At 71.2% G+C, this 22089-nt stretch carries 20 protein-coding genes; 8 read left to right on the top strand and 12 right to left on the bottom strand.

Features of this window, described 5'->3' with window-relative positions:
* Positions 1-116: 116 nt before the first annotated feature.
* Positions 117-1433, bottom strand: a complete 1317-nt coding sequence (locus NLX83_RS14735; protein WP_254235399.1) for a glutamate mutase L — start codon at positions 1431-1433, stop codon at positions 117-119.
* 55 nt (positions 1434-1488) lie between these two features.
* On the opposite strand from NLX83_RS14735, the gene NLX83_RS14730 reads away from it, so the two are divergent.
* Positions 1489-2322 (top strand): aldo/keto reductase, encoded by an 834-nt coding sequence (locus tag NLX83_RS14730; protein WP_254235398.1) that lies wholly within the window; start codon positions 1489-1491, stop codon positions 2320-2322.
* Positions 2323-2324: 2 nt separating this feature from the next.
* Positions 2325-3182: an aldo/keto reductase gene (locus NLX83_RS14725; protein WP_254235397.1), complete on the top strand. Its 858-nt coding sequence runs from the start codon at positions 2325-2327 to the stop codon at positions 3180-3182.
* Positions 3183-3323: 141 nt separating this feature from the next.
* On the opposite strand, the gene NLX83_RS14720 is transcribed toward NLX83_RS14725, so the two are convergent.
* The 8 genes from NLX83_RS14720 to NLX83_RS14685 form a co-directional block, all read right to left on the bottom strand.
* Positions 3324-4676: an acetyl-CoA carboxylase biotin carboxylase subunit gene (locus NLX83_RS14720; RefSeq protein WP_254235396.1), complete on the bottom strand. Its 1353-nt coding sequence runs from the start codon at positions 4674-4676 to the stop codon at positions 3324-3326.
* An 84-nt stretch (positions 4677-4760) separates the two neighbouring features.
* On the bottom strand, positions 4761-6305 hold the full coding sequence (locus NLX83_RS14715; protein ID WP_254235395.1) for an amino acid permease: 1545 nt from the start codon (positions 6303-6305) through the stop codon (positions 4761-4763).
* Between the two features lie 133 nt (positions 6306-6438).
* Positions 6439-7368: a cation diffusion facilitator family transporter gene (locus tag NLX83_RS14710; RefSeq protein WP_254235394.1), complete on the bottom strand. Its 930-nt coding sequence runs from the start codon at positions 7366-7368 to the stop codon at positions 6439-6441.
* 63 nt (positions 7369-7431) lie between these two features.
* Complete coding sequence (gene manA, locus NLX83_RS14705) at positions 7432-8661, bottom strand: mannose-6-phosphate isomerase, class I (protein WP_254235393.1); 1230 nt, start codon at positions 8659-8661, stop codon at positions 7432-7434.
* A 15-nt stretch (positions 8662-8676) separates the two neighbouring features.
* The gene (locus NLX83_RS14700; protein ID WP_254236226.1) at positions 8677-9759 is read right to left on the bottom strand and encodes an SIS domain-containing protein; all 1083 of its coding nucleotides are present in this window, start codon (positions 9757-9759) and stop codon (positions 8677-8679) included.
* Positions 9760-9764: 5 nt separating this feature from the next.
* Complete coding sequence (locus NLX83_RS14695; protein ID WP_254235392.1) at positions 9765-9974, bottom strand: Trm112 family protein; 210 nt, start codon at positions 9972-9974, stop codon at positions 9765-9767.
* A gap of 22 nt (positions 9975-9996) precedes the next feature.
* Positions 9997-11343: a phosphomannomutase/phosphoglucomutase gene (locus NLX83_RS14690; RefSeq protein ID WP_254235391.1), complete on the bottom strand. Its 1347-nt coding sequence runs from the start codon at positions 11341-11343 to the stop codon at positions 9997-9999.
* A gap of 111 nt (positions 11344-11454) precedes the next feature.
* A complete protein-coding gene (locus tag NLX83_RS14685) occupies positions 11455-11808 on the bottom strand; it encodes a DUF3499 domain-containing protein (protein WP_254236225.1) in 354 nt (117 codons plus the stop codon).
* Positions 11809-11907: 99 nt separating this feature from the next.
* On the opposite strand from NLX83_RS14685, the gene NLX83_RS14680 reads away from it, so the two are divergent.
* Positions 11908-12381, top strand: a complete 474-nt coding sequence (locus tag NLX83_RS14680) for a metallopeptidase family protein (RefSeq protein ID WP_030426817.1) — start codon at positions 11908-11910, stop codon at positions 12379-12381.
* A 76-nt stretch (positions 12382-12457) separates the two neighbouring features.
* Here NLX83_RS14680 and NLX83_RS14675 read toward each other — a convergent pair whose 3' ends face one another.
* Positions 12458-15679: a glycosyltransferase family 2 protein gene (locus NLX83_RS14675; protein WP_254235390.1), complete on the bottom strand. Its 3222-nt coding sequence runs from the start codon at positions 15677-15679 to the stop codon at positions 12458-12460.
* 119 nt (positions 15680-15798) lie between these two features.
* Positions 15799-16113: a WhiB family transcriptional regulator gene (locus tag NLX83_RS14670; RefSeq protein ID WP_374118762.1), complete on the bottom strand. Its 315-nt coding sequence runs from the start codon at positions 16111-16113 to the stop codon at positions 15799-15801.
* Positions 16114-16344: 231 nt separating this feature from the next.
* Here NLX83_RS14670 and NLX83_RS14665 point away from each other — a divergent pair, with 231 nt between their 5' ends.
* Genes NLX83_RS14665 through NLX83_RS14650 form a run of 4 tightly spaced genes read left to right on the top strand, consistent with a single transcriptional unit; the run spans position 16345 to position 20025 of the window.
* Positions 16345-17094, top strand: coding sequence for a site-2 protease family protein (locus tag NLX83_RS14665; RefSeq protein ID WP_254235388.1), 750 nt, complete (start codon positions 16345-16347; stop codon positions 17092-17094).
* A 38-nt stretch (positions 17095-17132) separates the two neighbouring features.
* The gene (cofD, locus tag NLX83_RS14660) at positions 17133-18122 is read left to right on the top strand and encodes a 2-phospho-L-lactate transferase (RefSeq protein ID WP_254235387.1); all 990 of its coding nucleotides are present in this window, start codon (positions 17133-17135) and stop codon (positions 18120-18122) included.
* Positions 18119-19480, top strand: coding sequence for a coenzyme F420-0:L-glutamate ligase (locus NLX83_RS14655; protein ID WP_254235386.1), 1362 nt, complete (start codon positions 18119-18121; stop codon positions 19478-19480). The genes cofD and NLX83_RS14655 overlap by 4 nt, the downstream gene beginning before the upstream one ends.
* Positions 19477-20025: an NUDIX hydrolase gene (locus NLX83_RS14650; protein WP_254235385.1), complete on the top strand. Its 549-nt coding sequence runs from the start codon at positions 19477-19479 to the stop codon at positions 20023-20025. Before NLX83_RS14655 ends, NLX83_RS14650 begins: the two co-directional genes overlap by 4 nt.
* Here the strand turns inward: NLX83_RS14650 and NLX83_RS14645 are convergent.
* Positions 20010-20927 (bottom strand): DNA-3-methyladenine glycosylase family protein, encoded by a 918-nt coding sequence (locus NLX83_RS14645; protein ID WP_254235384.1) that lies wholly within the window; start codon positions 20925-20927, stop codon positions 20010-20012. The two genes, NLX83_RS14650 and NLX83_RS14645, sit on opposite strands and share 16 nt — an antisense overlap.
* A 70-nt stretch (positions 20928-20997) precedes the next feature.
* On the opposite strand from NLX83_RS14645, the gene NLX83_RS14640 reads away from it, so the two are divergent.
* On the top strand, positions 20998-22077 hold the full coding sequence (locus tag NLX83_RS14640) for a phospholipase D-like domain-containing protein (protein ID WP_254235383.1): 1080 nt from the start codon (positions 20998-21000) through the stop codon (positions 22075-22077).
* The last annotated feature ends 12 nt before the right edge of the window (positions 22078-22089 follow it).

Here is a 22089-nt window from a genome sequence, read left to right as displayed (position 1 = left end):
CTGAGGGTGTCTCAAACGACGAGCAACCTCGCGGCGCCCCGGGCCAGGGTTCGCTGTGGTTTGCGATGGTTTTCGGTGGGGTGCGTGGGACTTGAAGACTGTCCAACCACGGCGCGCTAGGGGATGAGGCGGGTGCGGAGGAGGTGGTCGGCGGCGTCGGTTAGGGCGGCGTCGGCGAGGAGGCCAGCGGGGGCCAGCACGTAGTCGGTGTCCACCGTGACGCGCGCTTGGCGGAGGATCGGGCGCAGCACGGAGTCCCCTGCCAGCACTTCGCGAACAATGTCCAATGTGGACGATGACGCGTGCCGGAACACGCCGCCGGAGAGCACCAGCAGCCCGGCGCCCTTCGGTCCCATGCGACCTTCGACGAGCCGAAGGTGCCTGCGCAGCGCCACGACCGCGGCCAGCGAAGCAAGGCGGGCGTCGATCGCGATGTCTTGCGCCGCTTCGGGAATCCAGCCGACGTCGGCAGCACGGAACGCGGCGGCCTCGGCGAGCGGGCCTTCCTCACCGTCCGCGAGCAGCCGCTCCGCGACAGCCTCGGCGACCACGCCAGGAGCCGACCACCGCATGCCGAGGTCGCCCTCCACGGTGCGCCGATCGGCGGGCAGCCCAACGGTCCGCCGGGGCGTGTCATCGTCCACAGTGGACACTGCGGAGTACACATCGCTGGTGGCTCCGCCGACGTCCACCACGAGCACCGCGCCCGGACTGTCCTCATCGGTGGCCGACGTCGCGGCGAGCCGGGAAACCCCGCGAAGAACCGCGTCCGGGGTCACCGCGCGCACCATGCGGCGGAAACGGGGCCCGCGCGAGAGCCCCTTGCCGCCGATCACGTGCTGGAGGAAGACCTCGCGGATCGCCCGCCGCGCGGGGCCAGGGGCAAGCTCGCCGACGTCGGGCAGCACGTTGTCCGTGGGAACGACGGTGCGCTTCGTGGCGTGCAGCGTGGCCAAAGCCTCCTGCCCCGCATGCACATTCCCCGCGAGCACAACGGGACAGCGCAGGCGGTTCGCGGCAATGCGGTGCGCGTTGTGCAACAGCACACGAGTCTCGCCGCCGTCCGTCCCACCGACGAGCAGCAGCACATCAGGACGGCTCTCCCGCAGCGCGCGGACTCCGGCTCCGTCCAGCTCGCCCGCCGCGACGTGCACCACCTTCGCACCGGCGGACAAAGCGACGCGGTAGCCCGCCTCCGCGCTGACCATGCGCTCCTGGCCGACCACGGCGAGCCGCAACCCTCCGCCCGCCGATGAGCAGACCAGGGCCGTCGCGGGATCACCACCGACCGCCGCCGCGACCGCCGCGATGCCGTTCATCACCTCGGGTGGCGTGGTGCGGTGCTGGGCCGTGCCGAGAAGGCTCCCGTCCTGGCCGATCAGCGCGCCCTTCGTCCACGTAGAGCCCACGTCGAGGCAGAGAACGGGTTCCATGACCGCAAACGTACTTGGTTGGCACTCCAACTCTTACTGGTTCAGGCTGTCCCGTATGAACAGGTCCATCGGCGGAATCCCGGTGAGTGCGATCGGCCTCGGCGAGTGGCCGCTGTCCGACGTAGGCCGCCCCGCGAAGCAGGCAGCGCTCGCGACGATCCGGGCCGCCCTGGAAGCCGGGGTGACGCTGATCGACACCGCCGACGCCTACTGCATCGACCACACCGAGTTCGGCCACGGCGAGGAACTGGTCGCGGAGGCCGTCGTCGGCCGCGAGGACGTGCTGATCGCGACGAAGGCCGGGTGCACGCGGGAGCACGGCGCCTGGGGGCTGAACGGTTCGCCGGAGTACCTGCGCCGGGCCTGTAACGCGTCGCTGCGGCGGCTCGGCGTGGACGCGATCGGGCTCTACCAGCTGCACGCGCCCGATCCGGACGTGCCGCTGAGCGAGTCGGCGGGCGCGATCGGCGAGCTGATCGACGCCGGGAAGGTCCTCATGGCCGGAATGTCCAATGTGGACACCGAACAGATCCGGGTTGCCAACGAGGCGCTCGGCGGACGACTGGTCAGCGTGCAGAACGAGTTCTCGCCGCGCGTGCGCTCGTCCCGGCCGGAGCTGGAGCTGTGCGACGAGCTGGGCATCGCCTTCCTGCCGTACAGCCCGCTCGGCGGCGTCGGCACGGCGAGCCGGATCGGCGGCGCCTTCGCCGAGGTCGCCGAGAAACACGGCGTCAGCGCGCAGCAGGTCTGCCTGGCCTGGGAGCTGGCGCAGTCCCCGGTGGTGATCCCGATCCCCGGCTCCCGCCGCCCCTCGACCATTCGCGACTCGGCCGCCGCGGCGCACCTGCGGCTGTCCGAGGAAGAGTTGAATACGCTCGACAAGGAGTGACATTGCAGCAGCGCAGGATCGGCACGGTCTCCGTCTCCGCGATCGGGCTCGGCGGCATGCCGCTGTCCATGCCGCCGTCCGGCAAGGCCATGCCCAGCCGTGAGCAGGCGATCACCACCGTGCACGCCGCACTGGACGCGGGCATCACGTTCATCGACACCGCCGACGCGTACGCGATGACAACGGCCGAGTTCGGGCACAACGAGGTGCTGATCGCGGAGGCGCTGAAGGGCCGCGACGACGTCCTGGTGGCCACCAAGGGCGGTCACACCCGCACGCCCGGCGACGGCTTCGACCTGGACGGCAGCCCGGCGTACCTGAAGCGGGCGTGCGAGGGCTCGCTGCGCAGGCTCGGCGTCGACGCGATCGGCCTCTACCAGCTGCACCGCCCGGACCCGAAGGTGCCGATCGAGGAGTCGGTCGGCGCGCTGGCGGAGCTGCTGGACGAGGGCAAGATCCGGATGGCCGGGGTGTCGAACTTCAACCCGGCCGAGATCCGCTCGGCCAACGAGGTCCTCGGCGGGCGGCTGGCCGCGGTGCAGAACGAGTTCTCCCCGCGATTCCGGTCGTCCCTGCCGGAGCTGGAGCTGTGCGACGAGCTGGGAATCGCGTTCCTGCCGTGGAGCCCGCTCGGCGGTATGGGCGGCGCGGCCGACCTCGGCTCGCAGCACGCCGCTTTCGCCGAGATCGCCAAGGAGCGCGGCGTCAGCCCGCAGCAGATCTGCCTGGCCTGGGAGCTGGCGAAGTCCGAGCGGGTGATCCCGATCCCCGGCTCCTCGCGCCCCGAGACCATCCGCTCCTCGGTCGAGGCCGTCCACCTCACCCTCAGCGCGGACGAGCTGGCCCGCCTCGACGCCTGACCCAGCCGGGTTGGGCAGTCTTCAAGTACCACGAACCCCACCAAAAACGGTCTCAAACAGCCCCCAACCCCGGCCGGGGTTGGGGGCTGTTTGAGACTGCTGGGGAGGGGGTCCGGTGTACTTGAAGACGGGTGGACCCGGTTACTTCTTCGGCTTGGCGCGCATGCGGCCGATGATGCCGGTGTCGTAGTCGCCGCTGATGAACTCGGGGTTCTCCAGGAGCTCGGCGTGGAAGGCCAGGTTGGACTTCGGGCCCACGATCGTGAAACCCGCCACCGCCTTCCGCGCCTTCTCCAGGGCGTCCGCGCGGTCGGCGCCGATGAGCACCAGCTTGGCCATCAGCGAGTCGTAGTTCGGCGTCACCACGGTGTCCGGGCCGTAGCCGGAGTCCACGCGCACGCCCTCGCCCTCGGGCTCGATCCACTCGGTGATCGCGCCGGGGCCGGGGAAGAAGCGCTTCGAGTCCTCGGCGTTGATCCGCAGCTCGATGGCGTGACCGGTGGACGTCAACCCGTCCACGTCGAAGCCGGGCTCCAGGCCCGCGGCCACGCGCAGCTGCTCCTCCACCAGGTCCACGCCGAAGATCGCCTCGGTGATCGGGTGCTCCACCTGGAGGCGGGTGTTCATCTCCAGGAAGAAGAACTCCTTGGTCGCGGGGTCGAGTAGGAACTCCACGGTGCCCGCGTTGCGGTAGTCCACGGCCTCGGCGGCGCGCACGGCCGCGGCGCACATCGCGGCACGCAGCGTCGCGTCGACGGCGGGCGACGGGGTCTCCTCGGCCACCTTCTGGTTGCGGCGCTGGACGGAGCAGTCCCGCTCGCCGAGCGCGATGACGCGGCCGTCGTTCAGCCCGAGCACCTGGACCTCCACGTGCCGCACGCTCGGGAAGAAGCGCTCCACGAACACGCGGCCGTCGCCGAAGGTGCGCTCGGCGAAGGCGGTGACCTTCTCGAACTCCGCGCGCAGACCGTCCACATCGGACGCGGTGGCCATGCCCATGCCGCCCCCACCGGCGGAAGCCTTGATCATCACGGGGTAGCCGACCCGCTCCGCCTCGACCACCGCTTCGTCCACTGTGGACACAGCGTCAGCCGAGCCGGGAGCGACCGGCACCCCGGCCGCGGCCATCGCGGCGCGCGCGGCGACCTTGTCGCCCATCGCGGAGATCGCGGCGGCACCGGGACCGACCCAGGCGATGCCCGCCTCCTGCACGGCTCGGGCGAAGTCGGTGTTCTCCGACAGGAAGCCGTAGCCGGGGTGGACGGCCTTCGCGCCGGTCCTGCGCGCGGCCTCCAGCACCCGCTCCGCGTTGCGGTAGGACTCCCCGATCGCGGCGCCGCCGAGCAGCACCGCCTCGTCGGCCTCGCGCACGAACGGCAGACCGGCGTCGACGTCGGAGTGGACGGCGATGGTCCTGATACCCAGCCGGCGTGCGGTGCGCAGGACCCGGCGGGCGATCTCACCGCGGTTGGCGACGAGAACGGATTCGAACATCGGTGCTCCTCGTGGGATCGATGAACAAGACGGCCAGGGCCGCCCACGCAGATTACGTGGGCGGCCCTGGCCGAGTGCTCGGTCCTACGAGTCGGTCTTCGCCGAGGTTTCCTCGCCGAGCTGGACCGCGCGGGAGCGCAGCACCGAGTTGCGGGCGCCGTAGGCGAAGTACACGACCACGCCGAGCGCCATCCAGATCAGGAACCGGACCCAGGTCAGCGCGGTCAGGTTGATCATCAGCCACAGGCAGGACAGGATCGCCAGGATCGGCACCAGCGGAACCGCCGGGGCGCGGAAGCCGCGCGGCAGGTCCGGGTGGGTCTTGCGCAGCACCAGCACACCGCCGGAGACCAGCACGAAGGCGAACAGCGTTCCGACGTTGACCATCTCTTCGAGGGTGCCGGTCGGGAAGAAGCCCGCCGCGATCGCCACGACGATGCCGACCAGGACGGTGGCCCGGACCGGGGTGCCCCGGTCGCCGGTGACGGCGAGGCCGCGCGGGATCAGGCCGTCGCGGGACATGGCGAACAGCACCCGGCTCTGGCCGAGCAGCAGCACCATGACCACCGTGGTCAGACCGGCGAGGGCACCGACCGCGATGATCGTCGACCAGTTGATCCCGAGCCAGTTGATGCCCGCGTCGGAGAAGGCCGTCGCCAGGTTGGAGCGGACCACCTCGCCGTTCGGGCCGACCTTGTTCTTCAGCTCGGTGTACGGCCGGATACCGGTGATCACCAGCGAGACCGCCACGTAGAGCACGGTGACGATGGCCAGCGAGCCCAGGATGCCGCGCGGCACGTTGCGCTGCGGGTTCTTGGTCTCCTCCGCCGTGGTGGCCACGATGTCGAAGCCGATGAAGGCGAAGAACACCAGCGCCGCACCGGCGAGCATGCCGTAGACGCCGAACTGCGAGGTCTCCACGCCGGAGATCAGCGAGAACAGCGACTGCTCGAGGCCACCGCCGTGCCCGGAGGCCGACGCCTCGGCGGCGGGCGGGATGAACGGCGAGTAGTTGGCGGTGTTGATGTAGCCGATGCCGACCGCGATCACCAGCAGCACCACGAACACCTTGATGGCGGTGATGACCTGGCTGACCCGCGAGGACATCTTGGTGCCGAGGGCGAGCAGCACGCTGAGCGCGACCACGATCAGCACCGCGCCCCAGTCGAAGTCGATCCCACCGATCTGCACGGTGGTCGACGTCTCCATGCCGAAGTTGCCCATCACCGTCTGCAGGTAGCTGGACCAGCCCTTGCCGACGACCGCTGCCGCGAGCGCGAACTCCAGGATCAGGTCCCAGCCCAGGATCCACGCGATGAACTCGCCGAAGGTCGCGTACGAGTACGTGTACGCGCTACCGGCCACCGGCACGGTCGACGCGAACTCGGCGTAGCAGACCGCCGCGAGCCCGCACGCGATCGCGGCGAGCACGAAGGACAGCGTGACCGAAGGACCGGCCAGGTTGCCCGCGGTGCTCGCGGCGAGCGTGAAGATGCCCGCGCCGATGACCACCGCGACACCGAAGACCGTCAGGTCCCAGGCGCTGAGGTCCTTGCGTAGCCGCGTCTCCGGCTCATCGGTGTCCGCAATGGACTGTTCGATGGTTTTCTTGCGCCACAGACCAGACACGCCGGTCCTCCTTGACCCCTCGACGTGGGCGTCCCTCGACAGACACCCGCGATGTGCGGGCACACTGTACTGAGCGGTCAAGGGGTCATAGCTGATTCGGGTGAAGATTTAGGGAAGGCTTAGGAAAAGATCTTCACTTCTTGTCGGGGACCGCGGTGGAGCGGTCGATGTCCGGCTCCAGGTACATCAGCCTGGCCTCCGGGACCCTGGCCCGCACCCGGTGCTCGGCGTCGTCGATGGCCTGCGCCACGTCGTCGATGTCCCTGGTCCCGATCAGCGAGATCTTCGCGGCGACCAGCAGCTCGTCCGGGCCGATGTACTGGGTGCGGATGTGCAGCACGCGGTCGACCTTGCCGGCCTGCAGCTCCTCGACGATCACCTTGAGCACGTCGGGGTTGGCCCCCTCGCCGATCAGCAGGCTCTTGGTCTCACCGATCAGGATGATCGCGATGACGCCGAGCAGCACGCCGATGCAGATGGTGCCGACCGCGTCCCACACCGGGTTGCCGGTGACGTAGGTCAGGCCGACCCCGCCGAGCGCAAGGACCAGGCCGAACAGCGCGCCCGCGTCCTCGAGCAGCACCACCGGCAGCTCGGGGGTCTTGGCCCGGCGGATGAACTCCCACCAGGTCGCGTCGCCCTTGACCGCCCGCGATTCGACGATCGCGGTGCGGAAGCTGAAGGTCTCCAGGACGATCGCGACCACCAGGATGACCACCGCGACCATCGGCGAGGTCAGCTGCTCGGGCGCCTCCAGCTTGTGGATGCCTTCGTAGAGCGCGAAAACCGAGCCCAGCGTGAACAGCAGCAGCGCCACGACGAAGGAGTAGAAGTACCGGTCCCGGCCGTAGCCGAACGGGTGCTCCTCCGTCGGCCTGCGCCGAGCCGTCTTCTGGCCGACCAGCAGCAGGCCCTGGTTGGACGTGTCCGCGACCGAGTGCACCGCCTCGGCCAGCATCGACGACGAGCCCGTGATGAAGAACCCGACGAACTTCGACACCGCGATGCCGGCGTTGGCCAGCAGTGCGGCGACGATCGCCTTGGTTCCGCCCCCAGCAGCCACTTCTGCTCCCTGTCCTGGGTCCGAATTGTCGGGCTGACCTTAGGCCATGCGCCGTTGGTGCGATCAGTGTTCCCCTGAAGTGGCGCGGAAGACCCGCGCCGCGGCCGGACCAGCCGGACCGATGTGGGCCTTGCCGTCGCAGGCCGGCAGCCACGCGGACTCGCCCCGCTCCAGCAGCAGCTCGTCGCCGTCGTGGGTGTGCAGCCGCACCGCGCCCTCGACGCAGATCACGATCTGCGGGCCGTCGCCGCCGAGCGGCACGTCACCATCGGGGGCGTCGGCGGGCCAGTCCAGCCGGGACAGCTCGAACTCGGCCGCGGGCGTGCGGTAGACGGTCAGGTGCGGCTGGACCTGTTCGCCCCGCTGCACCGGCATGTCCCCGCAGGAGAAGTCCAGTACCCGCAACAGTTCCGGCACGTCCACGTGCTTCGGCGTGAGCCCGCCGCGGAGGATGTTGTCGGAGTTGGCCAGGATCTCCACGGCGCTGCCCTGGAGGTAGGCGTGCAGGTTGCCCGCGGGCAGGTAGATCGCCTCGCCGGGCTGGAGCGCGAGCCGGTTCATCAGCAGCGCGCACAGCACGCCCGCGTCCCCGGGGTGGCGCTCCCCCAGCTCCAGGATGGTCCGGCACTCCAGCGCGAACTCCCCGCGCTCCCGCACGTGCCGCACGCACGCGTCCAGCACCGGCGGCAGCAGCTCGTCCAGCGCGGTCTGCGGCAGCGTGATCCACGTGGTGAACAGGAACCGCAGCCCGTTCTCGGTCGGGTCGGCGGTCAGCAGCTGGGCGTGGCCGCGCAGCTCGGGCACGTCCAGCGCGCCCAGCAGCTCGACGGTCCGCGCCGCCTCCCGGAACCCGGCCAGTGCGTGGAACTCCGAGAGCGCGCACACCAGCTCGGGTTTGGCGGTGGGGTCCGGGTAGTTGCGGGTGGACGCGTCCCTGGGGACCCCCGCCCGCTCCTCGCGGTCGAAGCCCTCCGCGGCCTGTTCGGCGGAGGGGTGGGCCTGCAGGCTCAGCGGCTCCTCGGCCGCGAGCACCTTCATCAGGAACGGCAGCCTGCCCCGCCAGCGGTTCAGGCAGCCCTCGCCCAGCTGTCCGGCGGGGTCGGCGTTGACGGCCTCCAACAGGGAGACCTCGGAGCCGTCCGGACCCACCAGCCAGGACGGGTCGCCGGGGTGGGCGCCCATCCACAGCTCGGCCTCCGGGTGCGGAGCGGGCACCGGCCGACCGAGGAGGTCCGCGATCACGGTGCGCGAGCCCCACGCATAAGGGCGCACCGCGTTGCGCAGTAGATCCACTCTTGCTCTCGCTCCCTACCTCGCGGCCGGGGACACGAACCCGGGGCCGCCGAGGCGTCCGGCGGCGAGTCCAAGGTAGAGGGCCGCGAGGTCGAAGCGCACGGCGAGCAGTGCCGCCCGCAGCGCCTCGTCGCCCGCGACCTCCTCGGCCGGGGCGATCACGTCGGCCCCGCGCAGCGACTCCGACGCGGCCCGGCGGGCGGCGTCGGCGACCGGTCCCTTGCTGACGGCGAGCAGCAGCACCCTCGGCGGGACGCCCTCGTCGTCGTCCGGGTCGGCGAAGATGTCGGCCTGGCTGGTCGCGCTGATCGCGGCCCGGTGCAGCGCGGGCCTGATCACCGCCTGCGGGTACCCGGCGACGTCCGCGACGACGCCGGAGAACGAGGCCAGCGCGAGCGCGCCGTGCGCCGCGACCGCGGTCGCCGCGTGGTCCAGCCCCCACAGCAGCGGGGTCCGGTCGGCCAGCCGCAGCGCCAGCGACTTCGCCGGGTTGACGAAGGACTCGTGCATCGGGTGGTCCCGCTCGGCCTCGCGGTCGAGCTCGTCGGCCAGCGCGTCCAGGTCCGTGCGCAGCAGCCCGAGCGCGTTCAGCGTGACCAGTCCGGCCGCGAGCACCCTGGCGAAGCCGAGGCCGTGCGGAACCGGGACCCGCTGCGGCAGCAGCAACGCCCGCCCCGCGGCGGCCTGAGCAGCCGGACCGTCCTCCGGAGCGGCCATCACCATCCGCGCTCCGCGCCTGGTCGCCAGTCCGACCGACTCGGCGAGCACGCCGTCACCCGGGTCGTCGGTGTAGGCGAACACCACGTCCAGCGCGCCGACCCAGCCGGGGACCACATCGGCGATCACCACCGGCACCGGGCAGGCCGGGCCGAGCAGCGCCGCGAGCAGCTGCGCACCCGCCGGTCCGACGCCCGGCCTGGTCAGCAGCACCAGCGCGCGCGGGCGGTCGGAGCCGATCACGCGGTCGATGCCGCCCTCGGCCGCGGCCTCCGCGGTCGAGCGCACCTGGGCGCCCGCCAGCGCCGCGGCGCGCAGCAGCCCGCCGCCGTCGGCGTCCTGGAGACGGCGTGGATCGTCCAGCAGCGTGTCGTCGAGCAACACCGTCACGCCTTCGCCGGGTCCTCGGGGCCGCCATCGGCCTCTTCGAGGAGCAGTACCGGGATGCCGTCGCGCACCGGGTAGCGCCGGGCGCACGCGGTGCAGGTCAGGTAGTCGGCGTCCGCGTCCTCCGGGGTCCCGGTGACCAGGGCGCCGTGGTCGTCACCGGGGCACGCCAGGATCTCCAGCAGCTGGGCGTCGAGCTGTACGGCCATGTCTCGTCTCCTCCAGCCAGCTTCAGGCGCGGACGATCGCCAGCACGCGGTCGCGCAGCTCGGCGACGGCGTCATCGGATGGGGCCTCGATGTTCAGCCGCAGCAGCGGCTCGGTGTTGGACGCGCGCAGGTTGAACCAGGAGCCGTCGCCGAGGTCAACGGTCAGCCCGTCCAGCTCGTCGATCTCCACGCCCTCGCCCGCGAACGCCTCGCGCACGGCGGCCATCCGGCCGTCCTGGTCGGCGACGGTGGAGTTGATCTCCCCGGAGGCCGAGTAGCGGGAGTACTGGCTCATCAGCTCGGACAGCGGCTTGTCCGTCTCGCCCAGCGCGGCCAGCACGTGCAGCGCGGCCAGCATGCCGGAGTCGGCCCGCCAGAAGTCGCGGAAGTAGTAGTGCGCGGAGTGCTCGCCGCCGAAGATCGCACCGGTCTCGGCCATCGTCTGCTTGATGAACGAGTGGCCGACGCGGGTGCGCACGGCCTTGCCGCCGTGCTCGGTGACGATCTCCGGGACGCCCTTGGAGGTGATCAGGTTGTGGATGATCGTGCCGCCCGGGTCCTTGGCCAGCTCGCGCACGGCGACCAGTGCGGTGATCGCGCTCGGCGAGACCGGGGCGCCGTCGGCGTCGACCACGAAGCAGCGGTCGGCGTCGCCGTCGAAGGCCACGCCCGCGTCCGCGCCGACCTCGCGGACCTTCGCCTGCAGGTCGACGATGTTCTTCGGGTCCAGCGGGTTGGCCTCGTGGTTGGGGAAGTTCCCGTCCAGCTCGAAGTACATCGGCACGACCTCGAACGGCAGGCCGTCGAAGACCCGCGGCACCGTGTAGCCGCCCATGCCGTTGCCCGCGTCCACCACGATCTTCAGCGGACGGCTGCCGGAGAGGTCGACCAGCGTGCCGAGGAACTCCGCGTAACCGTCGAGCATGTCGCGCTTGGACACGCTGCCCTTGGCGCCCAGGAAACCGGGAACGCCGTGCTCGACCATCTGCCGGATCTCCGACAGCCCGCTGTCCTGGCCGACCGGGGAGGCACCCGCGCGGCAGAGCTTGATCCCGTTGTACTTCGCCGGGTTGTGGCTCGCGGTGAACATCGCGCCGGGCAGCTCCAGCCTGCCGGAGGCGAAGTAGAGCATGTCGGTGCTGGCCAGGCCGATGTCGACGACGTCGACGCCCTGGCCGGTGACGCCCTCGGCGAAGGCGGCCGACAGGGACGGCGAGGAGTCGCGCATGTCGTAGCCGATCACCACCGCGGGCCCGCCGACGAACCGGGCGAAGGCGGCGCCGAGGTCGCGGACGACGTCGGTGTCGATCTGCTCCCCCACCACCCCGCGGATGTCGTATGCCTTCACGATGCCGGACAGGTCGCGCACGCCATCTCCAACTGGTCGGCTTACAGGAAGATCCGTCAACGAACTGACGGCAGAAGCCTACCGGCGAGCGCTTGGCGCTCCCCCGGCCACTCGGTCCGTCGGGTCTGGAACCTACTGCTCGTCGTTCGGATCGGGCAGGACCCGGAGGTGGCCACGGCGTCCGGTGCCCACCGAGATCTCGGGGCGGTCGACCGGGCGATCGGCCCTGCCCGCCTCGCGCACGGCCTCGGCCAGCGCGGTGAGATCGTCGACGGAGGGCTGCGGGACGGTGAACTCGCCCTCGTGCCGCACGACCTCCCACCCGCGGGGGACGGTCAGGCGCATCGCGTGCACTTCACACAGGTCGTAGCTGTGCGGTTCGGCGTAGGTGGCGAGGGGCCCGACCACGGCGGTGGAGTCGGTGTAGGCATAGGTGAGCGTGGCAACAGCCGGGTTGACACACCCGGTCCGCGAGCATTGCCTCACGCTGCGCACGATGGGGACGATAGCGCTTCACGGGGCGTGGCGTCGTCAGGCTCGCTGATGACACACGGTGCTGCGGCCGACCGGCGTACTCTGCGGGCCGTGGTGACGGCTCACGGGGCACAGCGAAGGAACCGGCGCAGGCGAGATCGGCACGGCCGCGGACTGCGGGGGCAGCTCTACCCCGCGAACCTGCCCGCGGCGCGCAGTCGTTCGGAGCGCTTCGACGCGGTGGTGCTGGAGGCCCTTGAGCCGATCGAGGCCCGCTGGCGCAACGAGCTGACCGAGCTGGACGTGGCCGTCGACGACGTCCCCGAAGTGCTCGGATCCGCCCCGGACGAGCTCTCCTGGGGCGAGGACGTGGTGGAGGACGGCAGCGTCCCGCTGGCCCGGCTGGTGCCCGCGGGCGTGGACAGCCGGGGGGTGCCCACGCGGGCCCGGATCGTGCTCTACCGCCGTCCCCTTGAGGCCCGTGCGCGCGACGGGGCCGACCTCTCCGACCTCGTCCACGACCTGCTGATCGAGCAGGTGGCGAGCTATCTCGGGCTCGACCCCGACATCGTCGACGGCGAGTAGCCATCTAGGCATTCGCCCAACCCCAGAACGCGACCAAGATCACCCCACCCCAGGCGCCCGCCGAACCCTGAATGACTCATTCAGCTCGAAAGCGGGTGGGGGTGGGGATGGCGGTGAGGAGGGCGAAGAGGGCGGCGAAGGCCTGGACGAGCAGCAGGACGTCCCGTGAACCGGTGGCGACCTCGACGCGGACCTCGACCTCGCGGCCCGGCAGGGTGAGCGCGACCTGGCCGCCCCACGCCCGCGTCAGGTTCGCCGGTTCGCCGTCGACCGAAGCCCGCCAGCCCGGTTCGTCGGTGGCGGCCAGCACGAGCAGCCTCGCCTCGGCGCCCCGGGACACGCGCACCGCGACCGCGGGCGGTCCGCCGGGCACCGGAGCGACCCCGGCCAGCTCCTCCGGCGGCGGCGTGGTGGACCGCGCGATCACTCCGACGTCGGTGGGCAGCAGGACGGCGGGCGGCTGCACGCGGAGCAGCCGGAGCACCGGCCTTCCATCGGAGCGAGCGGGCACTGTCGCCACGAGGTCGGGTGCGAACACCTTGACCCGGTCCGCTGTCGCCGAATCGGGCAGGACCACGAACCGCACTCCGGCCGCGGCCGCGCGGGACACCGCGGTCCGCACCGCGGGCTGGTCGTAGCTGGTGAAGTCGGCGGCCAGCACGGGAGCGCGGTCGGTGCGCAGTTGGAGCGCGGAGTCACCGAAGCGCGGCGAGCGCCCCCGCACCAACCACGGCCGCTCTCCGACGATCAACTGCCATGACGAGGTCGACGCGAGCTCAGCGGCCTGGTTCTTGCCGAGCTGAGCCTCCTCGCCCACCCGCAGCGGCCCTTCGCGCCCCACGACGAGCGCCCCCACCGCGAGCCAGAGCAGGACCACGGGCGCGGCGAAAGCCAAGGGGCGCGGGCGATCAACGTAGGCCACCGCCGCGAGCACGATCCACAACATGCCGCAGCCGACGAGCAGCAGCGGCGCGCCCGCCCACCCCGGCAGCACGGCCACGACAGCCGCGCCGAGCACGACGAGACCGACTCCCGGCAGCACTTCGCGGCGCGGGCAGGCGACGAGCGCGAGCACCACCGCCGCGAGGACCGCGAAGCCCACCCACGGCGTGCCACCCGGTCCTCCGGGGTTCAGAGCGGCGAGCGAGAACGCCGAGGCGGCCGGACCGCCCGGGAGCAACACCTCGGGGTGCTGCACGATGACGGCGGGCCACGGCAGGAGCAATCCCAATGGCAGCAACACAATCGCGACCAGTGGCGTCACGCTGCGACCCACCAGCACGAACGCGATCACCGCGACGACCAGCACCAGCAGGTGGGTCAGCGGCGAAAACGCGCCGATCACCGCGAGGCCGAGCGCGGTACCGGAAGCGACAGACAGCCAGGAACCGGTCGCGGGTCCGACCGCGGCGGCGACTCCGGCCAGCACGAGTGGCAGAAACACATGCACCACAACGACTTCGAGCCTGCCCTGTGCGGTGGCGGCGGTCGCGGCGGGCAGCAACGCATACCCAGCGGCAGCGACGGCGCGAACCCACCGCGCCACGGGCAGGCGGCGCGTCGCGAGATACCCGGTGAGGCCGGACAGCGGCAGATCCGCGAGCAGCAACACCGCCACGGCGACGGGAGGACCGCCGAGCAGCGCGCCGAGCGAGCCCAGCACCGCGAGCGCCGGGGTCGCCGGAGCTGTGGTGCCGCCGCCGACGCCGTGCCAGCTCGCCAGGTACTCCGACCACGTCTGCGCGAGATCGCCGATCGGCAGCAGCTCGCCGCCGGAGAGAACCCCGCCCAGACGGGCAGCGTGGATCACCAGTGCGAGCAGGACCATGACCGCGACGAGCAGGACCGCCGGGGACAGCAGGAGTTCGCGGAGCACCCGGGCGCGATCGACTTCGACCACCACCAGCTCGGGCGCGGGCCGGGGGTCGGCGGCGCGGGGCCGGGGGCTCGGGCGGAACGCGGCGGGCTCGGGGACCTCGACGACCACGGCCCGGGCCGGGCGGCGCAGGCCCGCGGCCAGCCGGGCCGGGCGGTTCCGCCGCCCGAGGGCTCCCGCGGGCAGCGCGGGCGGGCCGACCTGGGCGGACGGCGTCCACGTCGGCAAGCGATCGGCCCTGGCGGGCAGCCTGCCGAGCGCGGCGTCGGCGCGCAGGCGACTGCGCAGGAACCCGGTCAGGCCACCGCGCGCGGCATTGCGCAGCCGGGTCAGCCGCGAGGTGAACAGTCCGCGAACATCGCGTGCGTCCGGATCGCGATAAAGGCGTCGATCACGGCGGGCCGCGAGAAGTCCGGCGCGCCCGCTCAGTAGCCGGGCCGTCGCGCTCAGTTCCGCCCGCGCCGCGGAAAACCGCCGCAGCAAGGCGAACCCGATTCCGCGCAGCAACCCGAGAATCGCCAACCGGGGCAGCCCGAGCACAAACGACAACAGCGAGCAGTTGACCAGAACCGTGCGCAGACCGTGTTCTCGGCGTGCCCGCAAAGCGAGGAAAGTTCGAGACAGTCCGGAATTCCGGTCGAGCGCGTCGAGCGATCGATTGCCCTTCGCCGCCGCCGTCGCGTGCCGGATTCGCGCCGCGGGCACGACGATCACCACGTAGCCCGCGATATTGGCCCGCCACCCGAAATCGATGTCATCACCGAACAGCGGCAGCGCCTCGTCGAAACCGTGCAGCTTCTGCCAGACCTCGCGGCGCACCAGCGCACCCGCCGAGGACACCGCGAGGGCTTCGGTGTTCTGCTCGATCCAGACGCCGACCGCGCCCGGCTCGCCGTAACGGCCCCAGTCCAGCTCACCGGGCCCGATCCCGGTCTGCCGGTGGCCGGAGGAGTCGGTGGAGACGCCCGCCTCCACCACCAGTCGCGGGTCCGTCCACTCCAGACAGAGGGGGCCCAGCACCGCGGCGGACGGGGACACCTCGGCGACCGTGAGCAGCGCGGCGAGGCAGTCCGGCTCCGGCGCGCAGTCGTCGTGCAGCAGCCAGATCCACTGCCCGGGATCACCCCAGCGCTGCAGCGCGGCGGTCACCGCGGCCGCGGTCGCCGAGCTGAAACCGGTTTCCCTCGGCAGGGTAAGGACTCCGTCGAGGGTCTTGTCGACCCCGGTGCACGCGGCGCGCAGCGTTTCCGCCGTGCCGTCGACGGAACCGGTGTCCACGGCCAGGATGTGCCGTGGCCGCAGCGTGAGCTCGCGCAGCGCCGCGAGGGCCTCGTCCAGCCACGGATCGGCGTCGTGGCAGACGAGAACGGCGAGCACCGGCGCGGTCCGCAGCAGCGGCGTCCCGGAAAACCCCGTGCTCACGGGCACCCGCGATCCGCGAGCGCCCACCGCGCCACCACTGCCACCGCGTGGCCTCCCGATCGCCGAACGTGACCCCGAGTGCTTCCGGGGTCACGGTACGACGTCAGTGCGGTCTCGCCTCAGGCGGTCAGCCCGTCCACCTGTTCGACGGCGAGGCTGCCGTCCAACAGGATCACGTCGTCCGGCCGCTTCTTGAGCTTGCGCCGTTCACGCTCGGACAAACCGCCCCAGATTCCGAAGCGTTCGTCGTGCGCTAGGGCGTATTCCAGGCATTCCGACCGGACGGCGCAGCCGCCGCAGATGCGCTTGGCCTCACGGGTGGAACCGCCCTTCTCGGGGAAGAACGCCTCCGGATCCGTTTGCGCGCACAGCGCTTCTTCCTGCCAGTCGAACTCGTCATCGTCGGTGTCGAACAGCTCGGCGATGACGCCCAGCCCCGTGGCCGCGGCATCCCCCCGCGGTCCCACGTGGTTCTCTTCGTCTTTCAACACGTCCGCCTCCTCGCCTTCCGCTCCCCGGTTGGCGGACCCATTCGCCCTCTCTCCCGGCGAATGACACCAATGTGATTACACCCGTGTGATGCAAGGGGGTCAAGCCAAGTACACACGACGGGGGACCCCCCATGCGGCTGGAAAGCGCCGCGCGGGCACGGGCAGACTGGCCCCGTGATCCGACAAGCGGTACGACCGAGCCCCCTGTTCCTGCTCATCCTGGCGATCACTGCTGTCGGCTGCTTCCTGTCTACTGTGGACAACGAGGTCGTCATGACCATCGGCATCGTGGTCACGGTTCTTGGGGGGTGGACGGCCTCTTTGTGCCTGCACGAGTTCGGGCACGCGCTCTTCGCCTACCGCGGCGGGGACCGCTCGGTGGTGTTCAAGGGCTACCTGACCCTCGACCCGCGCCGCTACACCGATCCAGTGCTCAGCCTCTTGCTCCCGTTGCTCTTCCTGGCCATCGGCGGGATCCCGCTGCCGGGCGGTGCCGTCTGGATCAACCGGCACGCGCTGCGCAACAAGGGCGCCGAGTCCGCTGTTTCCCTTGCCGGGCCACTGGCAAACCTCGGGATCGGGATCCTGCTCGCGTTGGCCGTCACGATCACCCAGCCGGCCCCGGGTCTGGCGGCGGGGCTGTCCTACCTGGCCTCGCTCCAGGTGATGGCGTTCGTGTTGAACATCCTGCCGATCCCCGGGCTGGACGGGTACGGCGCGATCGAGCCGTACCTGCCGTACCGCTACCAGGAGATGGGCGCCAAGGCCCGCCAGTGGGCTCCGCTGATCCTGTTCGCGGTGCTGATCGGAATTCCGCCGGTCAACGAGGCGTTCCACAGCCTGTCCGGGGGACTGTTCGGGCTCGTCGGCGGGGACCCCTTCGCCGCGCTCGTCGGGCAGTACCTGTTCATGTTCTGGCGGTGAGCCCACCGTCGGCGGCGCGCGTGCGAGGATGGCCATCCGTGAAGGTCGTTGTACTGGTCGGTGGTGTTGGCGGAGCCCGGTTCCTGCTGGGGGTGAAGGCCGCTCTCGGTATGCCCGCCATTGGCGAGATCGAGTCGCCGCACCAGGTCACCGCGCTGGTCAACACCGGTGACGACGTCTGGATGCACGGGCTGCGCATCTGTCCCGACCTGGACACCTGCATGTACACCCTCGGCGGGGGCATCGACTCCGAGCGCGGCTGGGGCCGGGCCGGGGAGAGCTGGTCGGTCAAGGAGGAGCTGGCCGCCTACGGCGCCGACCCGACCTGGTTCGGGCTGGGCGACCGGGACGTGGCGACCCATCTGATCCGATCCAGGATGCTGCGCGCGGGTTTCCCGCTCTCCGAGGTGACCGCGGCGCTGTGCGACCGCTGGCGGCCGGGCGTGACCCTGCTGCCCGCCAGCGACGACCGGGTCGAGACGCACGTGGCGATCGACGACCCGAACACCGGTGAGCGCCGCGCCGTGCACTTCCAGGAGTGGTGGGTGCGCTACCGCGCCTCGCTGCCCGCGCACGCGATCGTCGCGGTCGGCGCCGAGGAGGCCAAGCCCGCCCCCGGCGTGCTGGACGCGATCGCCGACGCCGACGTGGTGCTGCTCGCCCCGTCGAACCCGGTGGTCAGCGTCGGCACCGTGCTGGCGGTGCCGGGGATCAGGGCGGCGCTGCGCGAGAGCAAGGCGCCGGTGATCGGGATCTCCCCCATCATCGACGGCAAGCCGCTGCGGGGCATGGCCGACGCCTGCCTGACCGCGATCGGCGTTGAGACCACCGCGCAGGCGGTCGGCAGGCACTACGGCTCCCGCACGGCCTCCGGTGACGGCCTGCTGGACGGCTGGCTGGTGCACACCGGCGACCGCGCGGACGTCCCCGGGGTCCGGGTGGTGTCCGCGCCGATGCTCATGACCGATGTCGATGCCACCGCGGCCATGGTCGCCGAGGCGTTCTCTCTCGCGGGAGTCACAGCGTGACCGAAGCCACCCTGCCAGCCGACCACGCTTCGCCGAAGCTCGAAGTGCTTGTCGTCGAAGGGCTTCCGGAGTTCCGGCCGGGCGATGACCTGCTCGGCGCGATCACCTCGGCGGCCCCGTGGCTGCGCGAGGGCGACGTGCTCGTGGTGACCAGCAAGGTCGTGTCCAAAGTGGAGGGACGACTGGTCGCGGCACCCGGTGACCGGGACGCGCGGGAGGAGCTGCGGCGGGAGCTGGTGCGCGCCGAGTCCGACGCGGTGGTCGCGCGGTTCCGCAACACGCTGATCACCCGGAACCGGCTCGGCATCATCCAGGCCGCGTCCGGGGTGGACGCCTCCAACGTGGCGGGCGACGAGATCGCGCTGCTGCCGGAGGACCCGGACGCCTCGGCGGCGGCGTTGCGCGCGGGTGTCAAGCGGGAGCTCGGCGTGGACGTGGCCGTCGTGGTCACCGACACGATGGGCCGGACGTGGCGGGTGGGTCAGACCGACGTGGCCATCGGCTCCGCGGGCCTGCCGGTGCTGCACGGCTACCGGGGCAAGGTGGACGCGCAGGGCAACGAGCTGGCGGTGACCGAGATCGCCATCGCCGACGAGCTGGCCGCCGCCGGTGACCTGGTCAAGGGCAAGCTCGGCGGGAACCCGGTCGCCGTGGTCCGCGGACTGTCCTATGTGGACGATGGGACTACCGCGCGGGACCTGTTGCGGCCGCTGGAGGAGGACCTGTTCCGGCTGGGCACCGACCTGGCCATCGCGCAGGGCCGCCGGGAAGCGGTGCTGACGCGGCGCTCTGTGCGCCTCTACGACCACGACCGCCCCGTCGACGCGGACGCGGTGCGCAGGGCCGTCGCCGCCGCGCTCACCGCACCCGCCCCGCACCACACCCGCCCGGTTCGCTTCGTGTGGGTGCGCAACCGCCCGCTGCGGGCGAAGCTGCTCGACGCGATGCGCGAGGCGTGGCAGGTGGACCTGACCGGTGACGGGATGAGCGCCGAGCGCATCGAGCGCCGCGTGCAGCGCGGGCGAATCCTTTACGAGGCACCGGAAATCGTGCTCCCCTTCCTCGTTCGCGACGGCGCGCACTCCTATCCGGACGCGCGCAGGACCGAGGCGGAGCGGACGATGTTCACCGTCGCCGGGGGCGCCGCCGTGCAGGGCCTGCTCGTGGCGCTGGCCGCCGAGGAGCTCGGCTCCTGCTGGGTTTCCTCGACGATCTTCTGCCCCGACGTGGTGCGGGGCGTGCTCGACCTGCCCGGGAACTGGGAGCCGCTCGGCGGTGTCGCGGTCGGGCATCCACTGGACGGCGATCCGAGCCCGCGCGCGCCGCGCGAGCTCGCGGAAGGACTGGTCGAGCTGTGAGCACGCTGCACGCGGACGTTGTTCGCCGGTTGACCGACTGGGAGCCCGCGGACCACGGGCAGCAGTCGGTCAAGCACGCGATCCTCGCCTTCCTGGCCGCGCGGCCCGACGCGTGCGAACGTGCTTGCGCGCCAGGGCACATCACCGCTTCGGCAGTGGTGCTGGACGCGACCGGGGATCACGTGCTGCTGACGCTGCACCCGCGCGTCGGCCGCTGGGTCCAGCTCGGCGGCCACTGCGAGCCGGAGGACGCCACGCTCGTCGAGGCCGCGCTCCGCGAAGCCACCGAGGAGTCGGGAATCCGTGGCCTGACAATCGATCCGCGTCCGGTGCACATCGAGGTGCATCCGATCACGTGCTCTCTCGGTGTGCCAACGCGGCACCTGGACGTGCGCTTCGTGGTGCGCGCTCCCGTTGGCGCGAAACCGGTTCGCAGCGAGGAGTCGGTGGACCTCCAGTGGTGGCCCGTCGACGAGCTTCCGTCCGATGTGGACTCGATCCCGGATCTGGTGCGCCGCGCGCTGGAGCTTCAGAACGCCCGGTAGTCGCGCGGCGCGTACCGCGGTCCGAACCTGGGGCGCCGCACCCCGGCGCCCGCCAGGTAGCGGATCGCGCGTTGTCGTTGCGGCGCATAGGGTTTCAGCAACTCGTGCAGCTTCGCGTCGTCGATGTCGTGGCCCAGCAACGCCCAGCCGACGATCTTCGCGAGGTGGAAGTCGCCGAAGCTGACCGCGTCCGGGTCGCCCCAGGCCCGCTGGGCGACCTCGGCCGCGGTCCAGACCCCGATCCCCGGAATCCGGCGGAGCAGGTCTCTTCCTTGCACACCACGGAGTTCCGCCGCGCGTTCGAGCCGGTCGGCCACCGAGGCCGCGGCCAGCAGCGCGCGGCGGCGGCCCCCGTCGAGCCCGGCGCGGTGCCACTCCCAGTCGGGGATCGCGCGCACGCGCTCCGGCGTCGGCGGGGCGAACATCTTCTCCGGCACGGGTCCGGGGGCGGGCTCGCCGAAGCGGGCGCACAGCTCGCGCCAGATCCGCCACGCCTCCTTGCCGGTGACCTTCTGTTCCAGGATCGCCGGCAGCAGGGCGTCCCACACGCGGCGGGTCGAGCCCAATCGCAGGTCCGGCCGCAACGCGCGCGCCTCGGCGACGAGCTGGTGGTGCGCGACGAACCCGCTGTCGTCATCTGCGGCGCCGAGCAGCTCGGGCAGCCCGTCGATCACCCACTCCGCTCCTGGGCCCCACGCCCGCGCACGCACGTGCGCACCCGCGCGCCGGACGGCGAGGGTGGCTGTGCCCGCCGGAGTCGTGCAGGCCCGCCAGACCGTTCCGCGCGCGTCGATCTTCCAGGCCGGATCGCCGTTCCCCCGCCGATGCGGACGCAGCACCGCCACGGGATCCACCTCGAACCCCGGCAGCCACTCCGTCTCGACCGCACCCGCCGCGCGCATCCGCAGCACGCTACCCGCAGACTTTGTAAAGAAGATTGCCGAAGTCGGGGACGGCGGCGATAGTCGGGCGATGCGACGTTCAATCAGAGCACTGGTCACCGCGTTGCTCGTGGCCGGTTCGCTGTCCCTGCCCGCGACCGCCAACGCCGCCGTCACCGACGGGGCGGTCTTCAACAACCCGCACGTCGCGGGGCAGCAGCGGGCGATCGTCGACCACCTGCGGTCCTTGATCAAGGGCGCGGCCGTCGGCTCGACCGTCTCCATCGCGATCTACCACTTCAACGACGCCGGGGTGGTGAACGAACTCGTCGCCGCGCGGGACCGCGGGGTGAAGGTGCACATGGTGCTCGACAGCAAGCACTCCGCGAAACCCGCCGCCGTCGACCTCGTCAGGAAGCTCGGCACCGATCGTTCGAAGCCGTCCTGGGTTGCGTTGTGCACCAAGGGACGCGCGTGCATCGGCGACCTCGGCACACCGATCATGCACAACAAGTTCTTCCTGTTCTCCGACACTTCCGGCTCGAAGAACGTCGTCGTGCAGGGCTCGGCGAACCTGACGCCGACCAACACGACGAAGATGTGGAACAACGCGGTGACCCTCGCGGGGAACACCGGGCTCTACAACTCGTACCTGCGCTACTTCAGCGATCTGGTGGCGCAGAAGAAGAACAACAACTACTTCCGCTCCGACCTCAGCGGCAACGCGAAGACCTACTTCTTCCCGCGCGCCGGGTCCGACACCATCACCAACGTGCTCGGCAACGTGGGCTGCGCCGACAACACGATCATCCGCATCGCGATGTGGAACTTCAGCCGCGACGGCATCGCCGCCAAGCTCCGCGAGCTGGCCGGGAAGAAGTGCCGGGTCGAGGTCGTCTACACCAAACTCGACGCGGGCAGCCTCGGCCACCTGGACAACCACGCGCGGATCACGCTGAAGAAGATCCCCGGCGACTTCATCGTGCACTCGAAGTACATGCTGATCGAGGGCACCTACGCCAACCAGAAGAACAGCAAGTGGGTGTTCACCGGCAGCCACAACTACACCAACGCCGCGCTCCGCGAGAACGACGAGGCCCTGCTCCGCCTCCACTCGGCCGCCATCCACGACCAGTACCGCGCCAACTTCACCAAGATGAGGACATCCTGACCGCGGTCTTTT

The sequence above is a fragment of the Allokutzneria sp. A3M-2-11 16 genome, assembly GCF_024213555.1.
Classification (GTDB): domain Bacteria; phylum Actinomycetota; class Actinomycetes; order Mycobacteriales; family Pseudonocardiaceae; genus Allokutzneria.
Note: the sequence above shows the minus strand (reverse complement) of the source record. Positions and strands in the feature narration are given on the sequence as shown.